We start from the raw sequence: 13,823 nt of genomic DNA, 5'->3' as shown, positions 1-13,823 counted from the left end.
ATGAATTGTGATTATGGCTAGCGGCATCCTTGCTCGGGCGGGTGCCCGGCGACGTATGGTACGTAGCGTCAACCATCCATGGCCGCGGGCCGGTTTGTGACCGGCCCACTGGTTTTGCGTATTACAGGTAGTTGTTCAGAATATCGTCGACAAAACCTTCGCTACGCATCTTGTCCAGCTCGGCTTGCAGCTTCTGCACAACTTCATCCGGCACTTCTTTATTAAGCGCCAGATACAACTCTGCACTATCGAAACGCAGAATGGTTTTCAGCCCGGAGATACCCTCCTGCTTGGCCAGGTAGCGGCCGGCGGGGTCGCCGGTGGCCCACAGATCAATCTGGCCGGCCATCAGCTTCTTGGCGTTTTCCGTGTCGCGCAGAGCGGTAATCGGCTCCAGACCTTTTTCCACCAAGTGCTCGGCAATCGCGTCGCCCTTGTAAGCGCCAACCTTGTACTGTTTGGCATCGTCCAGGCTGTTCAGGGTAATACTGCTATCGGCCTTGCCGAGCAGCACCCAGTCATCCGGACCAATCGGGCCAACCCACTTGAACAGCGCCTCACGCTCCGGCAAGCGCGCCGCAACAAACACGCCATAGCCAGGCTTTTCCAGCGCTAACTTGTAAATGCGGTCCCAAGGGAAGCGCAGGGTCATGTTGTATTGAATGCCGGCACGTTTGAACATCTCACGGATGATGTCCACGGCAATGCCGTCAATATTGTCTTCCTGAGCGAAGTTCTTGCCGTTGATCGCCATGTTGTAAGGCGGAAAATTCTCGGTCAGTAGAACCATGCGGTAGTTCGGGTCAATTTCGGCCCGAGCACTGCCCGCAAGCACCATAACTGTGCCGGCAAGGGCGGCTAGTAAGTGTTTAAACATGATGTCTCACATCGATAGTTGGGCTGAGCATGCAAGCATACCCAGCGTGTCCGGCTAAGCCCAGCCCAGGTTTGCCGCGGGGATCGACAGCAGCGGGTTAAAGATAACCGTCTTTGATAGCGGTCAATCCACCTTGAGCGCGCATATCGTCCAACGCTTTTTGCAACTTCTGCACCACATCATCGGGTGTCTCTTTATTCAGCGCCAAGTACAGGTCAGCACTGTTAAAGCGATGTACCACCTTGAGCGCACCCAGTGGCGACTGCTTAGCCATGTAGCGCCCGCCGACTTCATCGGTGGCCCAAAGGTCGATCACGCCTTTCTCCAACTTGTTGAGGTTTTCCTTGTCCTGCAGACTGGTTTGTACCGGCACGCCACGGTCGATCAGAAACTGTGAAATCGCATCATTGCGATAACCGCCGATCTTGTAGGCACCGGCCTGATCCAGGCTGTTCAACGTAATGCTGCTGTCAGCCTTGGCCAGCAACACCCAGTCGCTCACGGCAATCGGCCCAACCCATTTGAACAACGATTCACGATCCGGCGTACGAATCGTGGAAAACACCCCATACCCTTTGTTCTCTAATGCCTGCTTGTACTGACGATCCCACGGGAAGCGCAGGATCATCTGGCACTCAAGCTGCGCCTTGCTGCACAGCGCCCGCACCGTGTCGCTGCTGATGCCCTGTACATCAGCATCCTTGGCGAAGTTGCCGCCGTTAGCCGCCATGCTGAACGGCGGCAGGTTTTCAGTAAGCAGAACCAGAGGCTCCGCACGAGCCAGACTGACGGCACACAACAGCCACACTGCGGTGAATAGCCGGATAGCGGACATAAGAACTCCGTGTTTGGAAATGCCATTTATAGAAAGAGGGGCGCTGCGGGATGCTGAATGTGTCAACCCGAACGCAGACAATCTGATTTTAGCGGGCGAGTCGACATTTTGCTGTCGACTCGCCCGCAGCAGTGGTCAGCAGGGCTGCCTGTTGATAGGCCCAAACCAGCGGCCACATGTAGACATCGCAGAGCTAGCCGTTAAATTGCTTCGTTTTTAAATGAGTGGGGGCACGCGGGCGTATTTGTAGCTCCGCCTAGCGGCGGCACATGATGAGGTTTGGGGGTGTCTACGCAACTAGGGACCATAAAGGCGCGATTACATCTGAGGGTGCGCGAGCTTATTAGCTAACAGATGCGGAGCCGCGTGATGACTCAAAGTAACTCGGGCGCGGGAACAGCTCTGTGCGTATTCGATCCAGCTTATCGCGCATTTTTGCGATGTCTGAGCGGTCGTCAGTCGTGTCGTTGATGCAGATGCATAGATGACGCCCGAGCGAGTCAAGCAGCGACGCCACCCGGTCATTCTCCACATCATCGGTGAACAGGTAGCGGCACTGCTCCCAGTCAATATCTGCTCGCCCATGGGTCGCACACCAATCAAGGTATAAATTAGCCAGGATGCTTTGACCTGTCCTACGCCTGAATTTTTCCTGACGGACCTCGTCGAAAATATCAGGGTGCGCCGCTTCAAGCTCCATCATCCAGCTCTTACGAATGCCTTTGGGGGCGTGCTCAGGGATGAACGCGATGCTCGATGCACCATAGTTTTTTTGCATCCAGTGCCGCGCGTTACTGGCATCGTTATGACCCGACAGCTGTAGATCGGCATCACTGGTTGGAATAGCCTCTCGGGTTAAGAACACCATAGCGCCAACCGCGCTGAAAAAGTCTTTGGGCTGAACATGCCGGGTTAGCATTTGATCATCGTTGAATGAAACGAAGTGTTCCGCTAGGTCGGGGATATGGTGCAGCGCCGATTCGATCGCCCGGGATGAGAATGTCGGAAGATAGCGCGCATCCAGAATCTGCGAATGGTCAACGATGCGCAGCCGAGGGTGCTCCGCGATAAAGCCCGGTACTTGCTGATCGGTGACAATAAAGATGTTGCCGTCTATGCCCCAGAACTGCTCCATCGAGCGAAGCAAAAACAACAAATCGTCGTTATCTCGATAGCGGCCCTCGCCGTTGGCAAAGGGCAGAAAGTCTTGGTGCGGTTCACCTGAGTGATATTCACGCTTGGCCCGCCAATTAGCGTCGCCTCCATCAACCCAAGTAATAACAGCATCAACTTGCATGTCTAATCCAGCTTTGATTCAGGGCAGTCACAACAATCGTCATACGCGCACGGCAAACGTACGGCATTGAGTGCGATGCGCAGCGGTTTGAACAGCCCTTACGGGAAACGGCTTACGGGGTGACGCTGGCGCACAACTCGTTGCCCCTTCGCACAAGGTAGCAACGCTCACTGACCTGCCAACTCGCTGACAGGGCTGCCGGCCAGCGAGGTTTAGCGCACGACAATCCCGCGAGCGGCCATGTAGGCTTTGGCTTCCGGCACGGTGTATTCACCGAAGTGGAAGATGCTCGCCGCCAGTACGGCCGCTGCTTTGCCTTCGATGATGCCGTCAGCCAGGTGCTGCAGGTTGCCGACGCCACCGGAGGCGATCACCGGGATGCCAACCATTTCACTGATGGCGCGGGTCACGCCCAGGTCGTAGCCGCTTTTAACGCCATCCTGATCCATGCTGGTCAGGAGGATTTCGCCGGCGCCGAGGTCTTCCATCTTCTTGGCCCAGAGCACCGCATCAAGGCCGGTGGGCTTGCGCCCGCCATGAGTGAAGATTTCCCAGCGCGGCGCTTCGCCCGGCTTGGAAACTTTCTTCGCGTCGATGGCCACGACAATGCACTGCGAGCCGAAGCGTGAGGCCGCTTCACCGACAAACTCCGGGGTAAACACAGCAGCGGTGTTAATCGACACCTTGTCCGCGCCGGCATTCAGCAGGTTGCGGATGTCCTGCACGGTGCGCACGCCGCCACCGACAGTCAGCGGGATAAACACCTGGCTGGCCATGCGCTCGACGGTGTGCAGCGTGGTGTCGCGGCCGTCGACGCTGGCGGTGATGTCGAGAAAGGTAATCTCGTCAGCACCCTGTTCGTCGTAACGCCGGGCGATTTCCACCGGGTCACCGGCGTCGCGGATATTCTCGAACTGGACACCCTTGACCACGCGGCCGTTGTCCACGTCGAGGCAGGGGATGATGCGTTTAGCCAGTGCCATATCGGTATTTCCGTAGGGTATCGCGGGGCCGCCCAGGCGGCGCGCACCGCCAGAGCAGACGAATCAGCCCTTGAAGTTGTCGCAGAAGGTCTGCGCTTCAGCCACATCCAAGGTGCCTTCATAGATGGCACGGCCGGTGATGGCGCCGATGATGCCGGGCGAACGCGCCAGCAGCAGCTTCTCGATATCGCCCAGGTTATGAATGCCGCCGGAGGCGATCACCGGGATACGGCTGGCCGCCGCCAGGGCCGCCGTAGCTTCGATGTTGCAGCCCTGCATCATGCCGTCTTTAGCGATGTCGGTATAAACGATGGCCGAGACACCATCAGCCTCGAAACGCTTGGCCAAATCAGTGGCCTGCACGGTCGACACTTCCGCCCAGCCGTCGGTGGCGACGAAGCCATCTTTGGCGTCCAGGCCGACGATCACTTTGCCGGGGAAGGCTTTGCAGGCATCGGTGACAAACTGCGGATCTTTCACCGCCTTGGTGCCGATGATCACGTAGCTGACGCCAGCGCGTACGTAGTGCTCGATGGTTTCCAGGGTGCGGATGCCACCGCCAATCTGGATCGGCAGGGTCGGGTAGCGCTTGGCGATGGCCGTGACCACTTCGCCGTTGACCGGCTGACCTTCGAAGGCACCGTTGAGGTCAACCAGGTGCAGACGGCGGCAACCTCCCTCAACCCACTTGGCCGCCATGCTCACCGGGTCATCGGAAAACACCGTTGAGTCTTCCATGCGGCCTTGGCGCAGACGCACGCAGGCGCCGTCCTTCAGATCGATAGCGGGGATAATCAGCATCGGTTGAACCTGCTCAAGTCGTGTGAATTCGGTGGGTCAGCTCTTTTCGAGTGCCCAGAGGTCGCTTTCGATGCTCTCGAACCGTTCTTTCAGGTGAGTCTGCACATCAAAAATCGCCCGGTTGTAGTAGTGCGGTGCAATCTCGCGGGCAAACAGTTCGAGCACCTCAGCGGCCTCGAAACTGCCCAGCTCCAGCTCAAAGCGCTCGGCCATGAACCGTTTGAGCGCCAGGCAGGCTTCACGCTCCTGCTCGGCACTCAAGGTCATGATCGGCGGTTTCGCCTTGCCTCGGCTCATTTACCAGCGGCCATCCCAGGCGGCGAAGTTCTGCAGCAGCTGCAGGCCATGGGTATGGCTCTTTTCCGGGTGGAACTGCACGGCAAAACGCGAGCCTTCAGCCAGCGCCGCGGCGAAGTCCTTGCCGTAATGGCCACGACCGACCACCTGCTTGGGGTTGCCAGCCTCGATGTAATAGCTATGCACGAAGTAGAAACGCGCCAGGTCCGGAATGTTGTGCCACAGCGGGTGTTTGACCGACTGCGCCACCTCGTTCCAGCCCATGTGTGGCACCTTCAGCGGCTCGCCGTCTTCAACCATGTCCTTGCCGAAGAAGCGCACTTTGCCGGGGAACAGACCAATGCAATCGACGCCATCGTTCTCTTCGCTGTGCTCCAGCAGCGCCTGCATGCCCACACAGATGCCGAGAAACGGCCGATCCGCGCTGACTTCACGCACCAGGCTGTCGAAGCCCAAGCGCTTGATCTCGGCCATGCAATCGCGGATCGCGCCCACACCGGGGAATACCACGCGGTCGGCTTCGCGAATCACCTGGGCATCACTGGTCACCAGCACCTTGCCGGCACCGACGTGCTCCAGGGCCTTGGCCACCGAGTGCAGGTTGCCCATGCCGTAGTCGATTACTGCAACTGTCTGCATTTACAGGCAGCCCTTGGTCGACGGCATCTGCCCGGCCATACGCTCGTCCAGCGTCACCGCCATGCGCAGCGCGCGGCCGAACGCTTTGAACACGGTTTCGATCTGGTGGTGGGTGTTGGTGCCGCGCAGGTTGTCGATGTGCAGGCTGACCAGGGCGTGGTTGACGAAGCCCTGGAAGAACTCCTGGAACAGGTCCACGTCGAAACCGCCAACCACCGCGCGGGTGAATGGCACGTGCATCTGCAGGCCTGGACGGCCAGAGAAGTCGATCACCACGCGCGACAGCGCTTCATCCAGCGGCACGTAGGAATGGCCGTAACGAGTCATGCCCTTCTTGTCGCCGATGGCCTGGGTAAAGGCCTGCCCAAGAGTGATGCCAACGTCTTCCACGGTGTGGTGGTCATCGATATGCAGGTCGCCCTTGCACTGGATATCCAGATCGATCAGGCCGTGACGGGCGATCTGATCGAGCATGTGCTCAAGGAACGGTACGCCAATATCGAACTTGGCCTTACCAGTCCCATCCAGGTTGATCGAGACCTTGATCTGGGTCTCCAGGGTATTGCGCTCGACGGATGCCGTACGTTCGGCCATCACCAGCTCCAGAAATTGCCCACGGAAAAAGGCTGGCATTATAGGCGGGCATCCGCCTGGGCGGCTACCGGCGGCGATCAGAGGCACAGACTATTGGCCCAACCGAAGCCTCGCAGCCTGCGCGAGCGCGTGGGGAAACTCACCCCGAGCAGGGAACCGGCCCCCAACTTGCCTATCCAACTGCCAGAGCAGACGGTTAGAAAGCCCAGGTGCGACGGGCCCGACCAGAGCCAGCCACGCTACGCACCTGCAAAAGCCGCTTGCAAAATCACCGCTTAAACGGGACTGTCGGCGGTCATGGTAAAAACGCTGGCGCTATACTCGCCGGCTCGAATTGCAGCTCTTCACCATCCCGTTTCGAAACAAGGATTCGCACATGAAAGCGCTCGGCAAAATTCTCGGCCTGTTTTTTCTCGGGCTCTTGCTGATCATCGTGGCGCTGGGCTTTGCCCTTACCCACCTGTTCGATCCCAACGATTACAAAGATGAAATTCGCCAGCTTGCCCGCGACAAGGCCAACCTGGAGCTGACCCTCAAGGGCGATATCGGCTGGAGCCTGTTCCCCTGGCTCGGCCTGGAGCTGACCGACGCCACCCTCGCGAGCGTCAGCACTCCGGACAAACCGTTCGCCGATCTGCGCCTGCTCGGCCTGTCGGTACGCGTGCTGCCGCTGCTGCACAAAGAAGTGCAGATGAGCGACATCCGCATTGATGGCCTCAACCTCAACCTGCAGCGCGACGAGAAAGGCCGCAGCAACTGGGAAGATGTCGGCAAACCGGCCAGTGCCACGACTGCAACACCCGACGCCCAAGCACCGAGCACCGATAGCGCACAGACCGACAGCCCAGCCACCGAGCCAGGCGAAAGCAGCCAGCCGTTGAAACTGGATATCGACAGCCTGATCGTCAACAGCGCGCGCATCGACTACCACGACGCACAGAAAGGCCAGCAATTCAGCGCCGAGAGCATCCAGCTGACCACCGGCGCGATACGCGAAGGCGCGAGCATCCCGGTCAAACTCAGCGCCTTCTTCGGCCTCAACAAACCGGTACTGCGCGCACGCAGCGAGCTGCAAGGCGAACTGCGCTTCGACCGCGCGCTCAAGCGCTATCAACTGGAAGACGCCAAGTTCTCCGGGGAGGTCTCCGGCGAGCCCTTCGACGGCCAGACCCTGACCTACTCGGCACAGGGCCAGCTTTTAGTTGATCTGGCCGCTCAAGTTGCCGAATGGAACGGCCTGAAGCTCTCCGGCAACCAGTTGCGCGCCCTCGGCGAGTTGAAAGTCCGCGACCTCGACAAGCAGCCAAAACTCAGCGGCGGCCTGTCGATTGCCCCACTCAACCTGCGCGAGTTCCTCGCCACCATCGGCCAGAAACTGCCGCCGATGAATGACGACAAGACCCTCAACCAATTTGAACTGGTCACCCGCCTCAGCGGCACCGATAACAGCCTGACCTTCGAAGACCTCAAGCTGACCCTGGATGACAGCCACTTCAGCGGGCAACTGGCGGTAGCCGACTTCGCCAAACAGACCCTGCGCGTGCAACTCAAGGGCGACCAACTGAACCTCGACCGTTACCTGCCCGCGCCCTCCAAGGATGCCAAGGACGCTGGCGCCGCCCGCAAAGCCGAGGTCAAAGCCAGCGTCGCCAGTGCCGGACAGAGTGGCAGCACACCATTACCCGACGCACCGACCCAGCACGCCTGGAGCAGCAGCGAAGTACTGCCGATCGAGACACTGCGCAAGCTCGACATGCAGCTCGATATTGGCCTGGACCAGCTCACAGCTCAGCAACAAGCGATCAATAACTTCAGCGTCAAGGCACAGAGCAAAGGCGGCCTGCTGACGCTGCAGGATGTGCGCGGCAACATCGGTAACGGCAGCTTCGACGCCAAGGCCAGCATCGACGTGCGCCCGGCCGTGCCGCTGCTTAGCGTGCAGAAAAACCTCAGCAGCATCCCGGTTGAGCCGTTCCTGAAAAAGCCCGATCAGCCGTCACCGGTCAAAGGCCTGCTGGACCTCAACACCAACCTGACCACCAGCGGCAACAGCCAGCGCGCCTGGATCGACGGACTGACGGGCGAGGCCAGCTTCCTACTCAACGACGGCGTGCTGGTCGACGCCAACCTGGAACAGCAACTGTGCCGCGGCATCGCCACGCTCAACCGCAAATCCCTGAGCAGCGACCCACGCGGCAAGGACACACCCTTCGAGACCCTGCAAGGCAGCCTGATTCTGCGCAACGGTGTGGCCCACAACCCCGACCTCAAGGCCGTTATTCCGGGCCTGGCGGTCAGCGGCAATGGCGATTTGGACCTGCGTATCCTCGGCCTCGACTACCGCGCCGGCATCACCATCACTGGCGATCAACGCGAAATGCCTGACCCGGCCTGCCAGGTCAACGAGCGCTATGTCGGTATCGAATGGCCAGTACGCTGCCGTGGCCCGCTGGAGATGGGCGGCAAGGCCTGCCGCCTGGACCAGGACGGTCTGGGTAAGGTCGCCGCCAAACTCGCCGGCAACAAGCTCAATGAGAAGATTGAAGAAAAACTCGGCGATAAAGTCAGCCCCGAGCTGAAAGATGCACTCAAAGGCCTGTTCAACCGATGAGCCCCGAGCAATTTTCTGACGCAGTACTGAATTGGTACGACAGCCACGGGCGCAAGGATCTGCCCTGGCAACAGGGCATAACGCCTTACCGTGTCTGGGTCTCGGAGATCATGCTGCAGCAAACCCAGGTCAGCACCGTGCTCGGTTATTTCGACCGTTTTATGGCCGCATTGCCGACGGTAAATGACCTGGCCGCAGCACCGGAAGACGAAGTGCTGCACCTGTGGGCAGGCCTCGGTTACTACACTCGCGCGCGCAACCTGCAAAAGACCGCGCAGATCGTGATGCGCGAACATGCCGGCGACTTCCCCTGCGATGTCGACCAGCTCACCGAACTTCCCGGCATCGGCCGCTCTACCGCCGGAGCCATCGCCAGCCTGAGCATGGGCCTGCGTGCACCGATCCTCGACGGTAACGTCAAACGCGTCCTGGCGCGCTACGTGGCGCAGGAAGGCTATCCCGGCGAGCCAAAGGTGGCGAAACAGCTGTGGGATGTAGCCGAGCGCTATACCCCGCACGCCAGAGTCAACCATTACACCCAGGCGATGATGGATCTAGGCGCCACCCTGTGTACCCGCAGCAAACCCAGCTGCCTGTTATGCCCGCTGAAAAGTGGCTGCCAGGCGCACCTACTCGGCCTGGAAATCCGCTACCCAATCCCTAAGCCGCGCAAGGCGCTGCCGCAGAAACGCACGCTGATGCCGATCTTCGCCAACCGCAACGGCGAGGTGCTGCTTTACCGGCGCCCTTCAAGCGGCCTCTGGGGCGGCTTGTGGAGCCTGCCAGAGCTGGAGCATGCGAATGCTATCAACAGCTTGGCCAGCCAACACGGTTTGCAGCTCGGCGCACAACGCGAGCTGAGCGGCCTGACCCACACCTTCAGCCACTTTCAGCTGGCCATAGAGCCCTGGCTGGTGCAGGTCGACGCCGCGCCTGCTGCCGTGGCCGAGGTTGACTGGCTCTGGTATAACCTCGCCACCCCGCCGCGCCTGGGCCTCGCCGCCCCAGTGAAGAAACTGCTGAAGCGCGCGGCCGATGCACTCGCAGCAAATACTGGAGAAACGCCATGACCCGCACCGTACAGTGCCGCAAACACAAGCAGGAACTCCCCGGCCTGGACCGCCCGCCCTACCCAGGTGCCAAAGGTGAGGACATCTTCAACAACGTATCCAAGCAAGCCTGGGACGAATGGCAGAAGCACCAGACCCTGCTGATCAACGAACGTCGCCTGAACATGATGAACGCCGAAGACCGCAAATTCCTCCAGGTCGAGATGGACAAATTCCTCTCCGGCGAGGAATACGCCCAAGCCGACGGCTACGTACCGCCCAGCGCGTAACAGCTGCACATTGGCCAGCAGCAACAAACACTCCTGCTGGCCATCACACCCCCGCAAAACCTCCGTTCGCAGCTAACCGCCCGTAATAATTAAATATTTTTCAAACTCACGCTTGACACCCACCCTTCAAATCCGTCTAATAGCGCCCCGTTGGCCCAGGTAGCTCAGTCGGTAGAGCAGGGGATTGAAAATCCCCGTGTCGGCGGTTCGATTCCGTCCCTGGGCACCATAAATACCGAGAAACCCCAAGTGAAGTTAAATTCCTTGGGGTTTTTTCTTGCCTGAAATTTACCGGGCAACCGCTGAATTAGCCCCACTGAAATTGTGCACGCGCGACAGCCAACTGCAGCCAAGCGACAGCGTGACCGAGCAAGCACGCCCTGGCCGGTAAACGGCTTGGCGGTCAGCGAAACGCTATGCTAGCTTGACGCCTCGCCAGGAAGGCCACGCAACGCCTGAGCGCACCCGAAGAATAAGAGGACACTCCATGGCCGAGGCCACGCCCGCGCTGGAAATACGCGACCTGCATAAACGCTACGGCGACCTTGAGGTGCTCAAGGGCATCTCCCTCACCGCTCGCGACGGCGATGTGATTTCCATCCTCGGTTCTTCCGGCTCCGGCAAGTCGACCTTCCTGCGCTGCATCAATTTGCTGGAAAACCCGCACAAGGGACAGATCATTGTCGCCGGCGAGGAACTCAAGCTCAAAGCCGCGAAGAATGGTGATTTGATCGCCGCCGACAACCGCCAGATCAATCGCCTGCGCAGCGAGATCGGCTTTGTCTTCCAGAATTTCAATCTGTGGCCACACATGAGCGTGCTCGACAACATCATCGAAGCGCCCCGCCGTGTGCTCGGCAAGAGCAAGGCCGAAGCCATCGAGATGGCCGAAGCGCTGCTGGCCAAGGTCGGCATTGCCGACAAGCGTCACGTTTACCCGAATCAGCTTTCCGGCGGCCAGCAGCAACGTGCAGCAATTGCCCGCACCCTGGCCATGCAGCCAAAAGTCATCCTGTTCGATGAGCCGACCTCGGCCCTCGACCCGGAGATGGTACAAGAAGTGCTTAATGTGATCCGCGCACTCGCTGAAGAAGGCCGCACCATGCTACTGGTCACCCATGAGATGGGCTTTGCCCGTCAGGTATCCAGCGAAGTGGTGTTTCTGCATCAGGGCCTGGTTGAAGAACAGGGCTCCCCGGCGCAGGTGTTCGACAACCCCAACTCGGCGCGCTGCAAACAATTCATGTCCAGCAATCACTGAAAACACGGAGCAACTACGCATGCAGAACTATAAGAAGATCCTGCTGGCCGCGGCCGCTACACTGGCCTTCGGCACCAGCGCCGTCGCCGCAGACAAGCTGAAAATCGGTACCGAAGGTGCTTACCCACCGTTCAACTTGATCGATGCCAGTGGCCAGGTCGGCGGTTTTGACGTGGAAATCGGCCAGGCCCTGTGCGCCAAAATGAAGGTCGAGTGCGAAGTGGTCACCTCCGACTGGGACGGCATCATCCCTGCTCTGAACGCGAAGAAATTCGACTTCCTGATCGCCTCCATGTCGATCACCGAAGAGCGCAAAGTGGCGGTGGACTTCACCGACCCCTACTACACCAACAAGTTGCAGTTCATCGCCCCGAAAGGCGGCGACTTCAAGACTGATAAAGCCAGCCTGAAAGGCAAAGTGATCGGCGCTCAGCGCGCCACCATCGCCGGCACCTGGCTGGAAGACAACCTCAATGGCGTGGTAGACATCAAGCTGTATGACACTCAGGAAAACGCCTACCTCGACCTGTCCTCGGGCCGTCTCGATGGCGTGCTGGCTGACACCTTCGTTAACTGGGAATGGCTGAAGAGCGACGCTGGCAAGAGCTTCGAATTCAAGGGCGACCCGGTATTCGACAACGACAAGATCGGCATTGCCGTTCGCAAGGGTGATGCCCTGCGCGACAAGCTGAACGCCGCACTGGCCGAGATCGTGGCTGACGGCACCTACAAGAAGATCAACGACAAGTACTTCCCGTTCAGCATCTACTAAGCTGCCGGCACTGCGTCGCCCGCCCGGGCGGCGCAGGCTTCTGAGCCCCTATGAATTTCGACCTCTACGGATTCGGCCCGGCCCTGGCTGCTGGCACCCTGATGACCATCAAGCTGGCGCTTAGCGCGCTGTGCCTGGGTCTGGTGCTCGGCTTGCTTGGCGCCCTCGCCAAGACTTCCCCGTACAAGCCGCTGCAATGGCTTGGCGGTACTTACTCGACCATCGTGCGCGGGATTCCCGAGCTGCTTTGGGTGTTGCTGATCTACTTCGGCACCGTGCAACTGATGCGCAACCTGGCGGACCTGCTCGGCATCGAAAGCCTTGAGCTGAACGCCTTCGCCGCCGGCACCATTGCCCTCGGCATCTGCTTCGGCGCGTACGCCACCGAAGTGTTTCGCGGCGCGATCCTGGCCATCCCCAAAGGCCACCGTGAAGCCGGCCAAGCGCTGGGCATGTCCAAACCACGGATCTTCTGGCGGCTGATCCTGCCGCAGATGTGGCGCATCGCCCTGCCCGGTCTGGGCAACCTGTTTATGATTCTGATGAAGGACACCGCACTGGTATCGGTGATCGGCCTTGAAGAAATCATGCGCCGCTCGCAAATCGCCGTGACCGCTAGCAAGGAGCCCTTCACCTTTTATATGGTGGCGGCCTTTATCTACCTCGGCCTGACCGTCCTCGCGATGATCGGCATGCACTTCCTTGAAAAACGCTCCAGCCGTGGCTTTGTCAGGAGCGCGTCATGAGAAAGATCTCTGAAATCGCGGCCTGGTCGGTTGCCGTTGCGCTTATTGCCTATGCGTTGTGGAGCGGCCTAACTGCCCTTAACTGGGACGTGATCATCAAGTGGCTGCCGCGGCTGTCTGAAGGCGCCCTGCTGACCCTGGAGCTGGTGGCCATCGCGGTTCTCGCCGGGTTGATTCTCGCCCTGCCGATGGGCATCGCCCGCGCGTCGCGGCACTGGTATGTGCGCGCCCTGCCCTATGGCTATATTTTCTTCTTCCGCGGCACACCACTGTTGGTGCAACTGTTCCTGGTGTACTACGGTCTGGCACAGTTCGATGCAGTGCGCGAAGGCCCGCTCTGGCCCTATCTGCGCTCACCTTACTGGTGCGCGGTGCTGACCATGACCCTGCACACCGCCGCCTATATCGCTGAGATCCTGCGCGGCGCGATTCAGGCCGTGCCGCCGGGCGAGATCGAAGCCGCTCGTGCGCTGGGCATGTCGCGCGCCAAGACGATGTTCTATATCGTCCTGCCACGCGCCGCGCGTATCGGCCTGCCGGCCTACAGCAACGAAGTAATCCTGATGCTCAAGGCTAGCGCCCTGGCCAGCACCGTGACCCTGCTAGAGCTGACCGGCATGGCCCGAACCATCATCGCTCGCACCTATCTGCCGGTGGAGATCTTCTTTGCTGCGGGGATGTTCTACCTGCTGATCGCCTTCCTGCTGGTGCGCGGCTTCAAGCTGCTGGAACGCTGGCTGCGCGTCGACGCCTGCCAGGGCCGCTGATTGC

Annotated in this window: 15 protein-coding genes and 1 tRNA gene; 8 read left to right on the top strand and 8 right to left on the bottom strand. The window is 59.8% G+C overall.

The window, feature by feature from the left end; translation table 11 throughout:
* Positions 1–121 precede the first annotated feature (121 nt).
* The 8 genes from BLO50_RS16130 to hisB all read right to left on the bottom strand — a co-directional run bounded on the left by BLO50_RS16130 (position 122) and on the right by hisB (position 6,323).
* Positions 122–877, bottom strand: a complete 756-nt coding sequence (locus tag BLO50_RS16130) for a substrate-binding periplasmic protein (RefSeq protein ID WP_090254752.1) — start codon at positions 875–877, stop codon at positions 122–124.
* Positions 878–974: 97 nt separating this feature from the next.
* Positions 975–1,712, bottom strand: coding sequence for a substrate-binding periplasmic protein (locus BLO50_RS16125; RefSeq protein WP_090254750.1), 738 nt, complete (start codon positions 1,710–1,712; stop codon positions 975–977).
* A gap of 343 nt (positions 1,713–2,055) precedes the next feature.
* Complete coding sequence (locus tag BLO50_RS16120) at positions 2,056–3,009, bottom strand: stealth family protein (RefSeq protein ID WP_090255172.1); 954 nt, start codon at positions 3,007–3,009, stop codon at positions 2,056–2,058.
* A gap of 212 nt (positions 3,010–3,221) precedes the next feature.
* The gene (hisF, locus tag BLO50_RS16115; RefSeq protein WP_090254748.1) at positions 3,222–3,992 is read right to left on the bottom strand and encodes an imidazole glycerol phosphate synthase subunit HisF; all 771 of its coding nucleotides are present in this window, start codon (positions 3,990–3,992) and stop codon (positions 3,222–3,224) included.
* Between the two features lie 63 nt (positions 3,993–4,055).
* Complete coding sequence (gene hisA, locus BLO50_RS16110) at positions 4,056–4,793, bottom strand: 1-(5-phosphoribosyl)-5-[(5-phosphoribosylamino)methylideneamino]imidazole-4-carboxamide isomerase (RefSeq protein ID WP_090254746.1); 738 nt, start codon at positions 4,791–4,793, stop codon at positions 4,056–4,058.
* A 36-nt stretch (positions 4,794–4,829) separates the two neighbouring features.
* The gene (locus BLO50_RS16105; protein ID WP_090254743.1) at positions 4,830–5,090 is read right to left on the bottom strand and encodes a DUF2164 domain-containing protein; all 261 of its coding nucleotides are present in this window, start codon (positions 5,088–5,090) and stop codon (positions 4,830–4,832) included.
* Positions 5,091–5,729: an imidazole glycerol phosphate synthase subunit HisH gene (gene hisH, locus BLO50_RS16100; protein WP_090254742.1), complete on the bottom strand. Its 639-nt coding sequence runs from the start codon at positions 5,727–5,729 to the stop codon at positions 5,091–5,093.
* Positions 5,730–6,323 (bottom strand): imidazoleglycerol-phosphate dehydratase HisB, encoded by a 594-nt coding sequence (gene hisB, locus BLO50_RS16095; protein WP_090255169.1) that lies wholly within the window; start codon positions 6,321–6,323, stop codon positions 5,730–5,732.
* A 376-nt stretch (positions 6,324–6,699) separates the two neighbouring features.
* On the opposite strand from hisB, the gene BLO50_RS16090 reads away from it, so the two are divergent.
* The 8 genes from BLO50_RS16090 to BLO50_RS16055 all read left to right on the top strand — a co-directional run bounded on the left by BLO50_RS16090 (position 6,700) and on the right by BLO50_RS16055 (position 13,819).
* Positions 6,700–8,934 carry an AsmA family protein gene (locus BLO50_RS16090; RefSeq protein WP_090254740.1) on the top strand — a complete coding sequence of 745 codons (2,235 nt, stop codon included), beginning with the start codon at positions 6,700–6,702 and terminating at the stop codon, positions 8,932–8,934.
* Positions 8,931–10,004, top strand: coding sequence for an A/G-specific adenine glycosylase (gene mutY, locus BLO50_RS16085; protein WP_090254738.1), 1,074 nt, complete (start codon positions 8,931–8,933; stop codon positions 10,002–10,004). Before BLO50_RS16090 ends, mutY begins: the two co-directional genes overlap by 4 nt.
* Positions 10,001–10,273 (top strand): oxidative damage protection protein, encoded by a 273-nt coding sequence (locus BLO50_RS16080; RefSeq protein ID WP_090254736.1) that lies wholly within the window; start codon positions 10,001–10,003, stop codon positions 10,271–10,273. The genes mutY and BLO50_RS16080 overlap by 4 nt, the downstream gene beginning before the upstream one ends.
* Before the next feature lie 153 nt (positions 10,274–10,426).
* A tRNA-Phe gene (locus tag BLO50_RS16075) sits at positions 10,427–10,502 on the top strand.
* Positions 10,503–10,760: 258 nt separating this feature from the next.
* Complete coding sequence (locus tag BLO50_RS16070) at positions 10,761–11,534, top strand: ABC transporter ATP-binding protein (RefSeq protein ID WP_090254733.1); 774 nt, start codon at positions 10,761–10,763, stop codon at positions 11,532–11,534.
* Positions 11,535–11,553: 19 nt separating this feature from the next.
* Positions 11,554–12,306, top strand: a complete 753-nt coding sequence (locus tag BLO50_RS16065) for an ABC transporter substrate-binding protein (protein ID WP_090254731.1) — start codon at positions 11,554–11,556, stop codon at positions 12,304–12,306.
* A gap of 50 nt (positions 12,307–12,356) precedes the next feature.
* Positions 12,357–13,052: an ABC transporter permease gene (locus tag BLO50_RS16060; RefSeq protein WP_090254729.1), complete on the top strand. Its 696-nt coding sequence runs from the start codon at positions 12,357–12,359 to the stop codon at positions 13,050–13,052.
* A complete protein-coding gene (locus tag BLO50_RS16055; RefSeq protein WP_244152898.1) occupies positions 13,049–13,819 on the top strand; it encodes an ABC transporter permease in 771 nt (256 codons plus the stop codon). The genes BLO50_RS16060 and BLO50_RS16055 overlap by 4 nt, the downstream gene beginning before the upstream one ends.
* The last annotated feature ends 4 nt before the right edge of the window (positions 13,820–13,823 follow it).

Source organism: Pseudomonas peli (assembly GCF_900099645.1).
Classification (GTDB): Bacteria; Pseudomonadota; Gammaproteobacteria; order Pseudomonadales; family Pseudomonadaceae; genus Aquipseudomonas; species Aquipseudomonas peli.
Note: the sequence above shows the minus strand (reverse complement) of the source record. Positions and strands in the feature narration are given on the sequence as shown.

Bases quoted from the DNA above. Each gene is read 5' to 3' on its own strand.
- BLO50_RS16090 (WP_090254740.1), top strand. From the start codon at position 6,700: ATGAAAGCGCTCGGCAAAATTCTCGGCCTGTTTTTTCTCGGGCTCTTG.
- BLO50_RS16070 (WP_090254733.1), top strand. From the start codon at position 10,761: ATGGCCGAGGCCACGCCCGCGCTGGAAATACGCGACCTGCATAAACGC.
- BLO50_RS16105 (WP_090254743.1), bottom strand. From the start codon at position 5,090: ATGAGCCGAGGCAAGGCGAAACCGCCGATCATGACCTTGAGTGCCGAG.
- BLO50_RS16080 (WP_090254736.1), top strand. From the start codon at position 10,001: ATGACCCGCACCGTACAGTGCCGCAAACACAAGCAGGAACTCCCCGGC.
- hisA (WP_090254746.1), bottom strand. From the start codon at position 4,793: ATGCTGATTATCCCCGCTATCGATCTGAAGGACGGCGCCTGCGTGCGT.
- BLO50_RS16120 (WP_090255172.1), bottom strand. From the start codon at position 3,009: ATGCAAGTTGATGCTGTTATTACTTGGGTTGATGGAGGCGACGCTAAT.
- mutY (WP_090254738.1), top strand. From the start codon at position 8,931: ATGAGCCCCGAGCAATTTTCTGACGCAGTACTGAATTGGTACGACAGC.
- hisF (WP_090254748.1), bottom strand. From the start codon at position 3,992: ATGGCACTGGCTAAACGCATCATCCCCTGCCTCGACGTGGACAACGGC.
- hisH (WP_090254742.1), bottom strand. From the start codon at position 5,729: ATGCAGACAGTTGCAGTAATCGACTACGGCATGGGCAACCTGCACTCG.
- BLO50_RS16065 (WP_090254731.1), top strand. From the start codon at position 11,554: ATGCAGAACTATAAGAAGATCCTGCTGGCCGCGGCCGCTACACTGGCC.
- BLO50_RS16060 (WP_090254729.1), top strand. From the start codon at position 12,357: ATGAATTTCGACCTCTACGGATTCGGCCCGGCCCTGGCTGCTGGCACC.
- hisB (WP_090255169.1), bottom strand. From the start codon at position 6,323: ATGGCCGAACGTACGGCATCCGTCGAGCGCAATACCCTGGAGACCCAG.
- BLO50_RS16055 (WP_244152898.1), top strand. From the start codon at position 13,049: ATGAGAAAGATCTCTGAAATCGCGGCCTGGTCGGTTGCCGTTGCGCTT.
- BLO50_RS16125 (WP_090254750.1), bottom strand. From the start codon at position 1,712: ATGTCCGCTATCCGGCTATTCACCGCAGTGTGGCTGTTGTGTGCCGTC.
- BLO50_RS16130 (WP_090254752.1), bottom strand. From the start codon at position 877: ATGTTTAAACACTTACTAGCCGCCCTTGCCGGCACAGTTATGGTGCTT.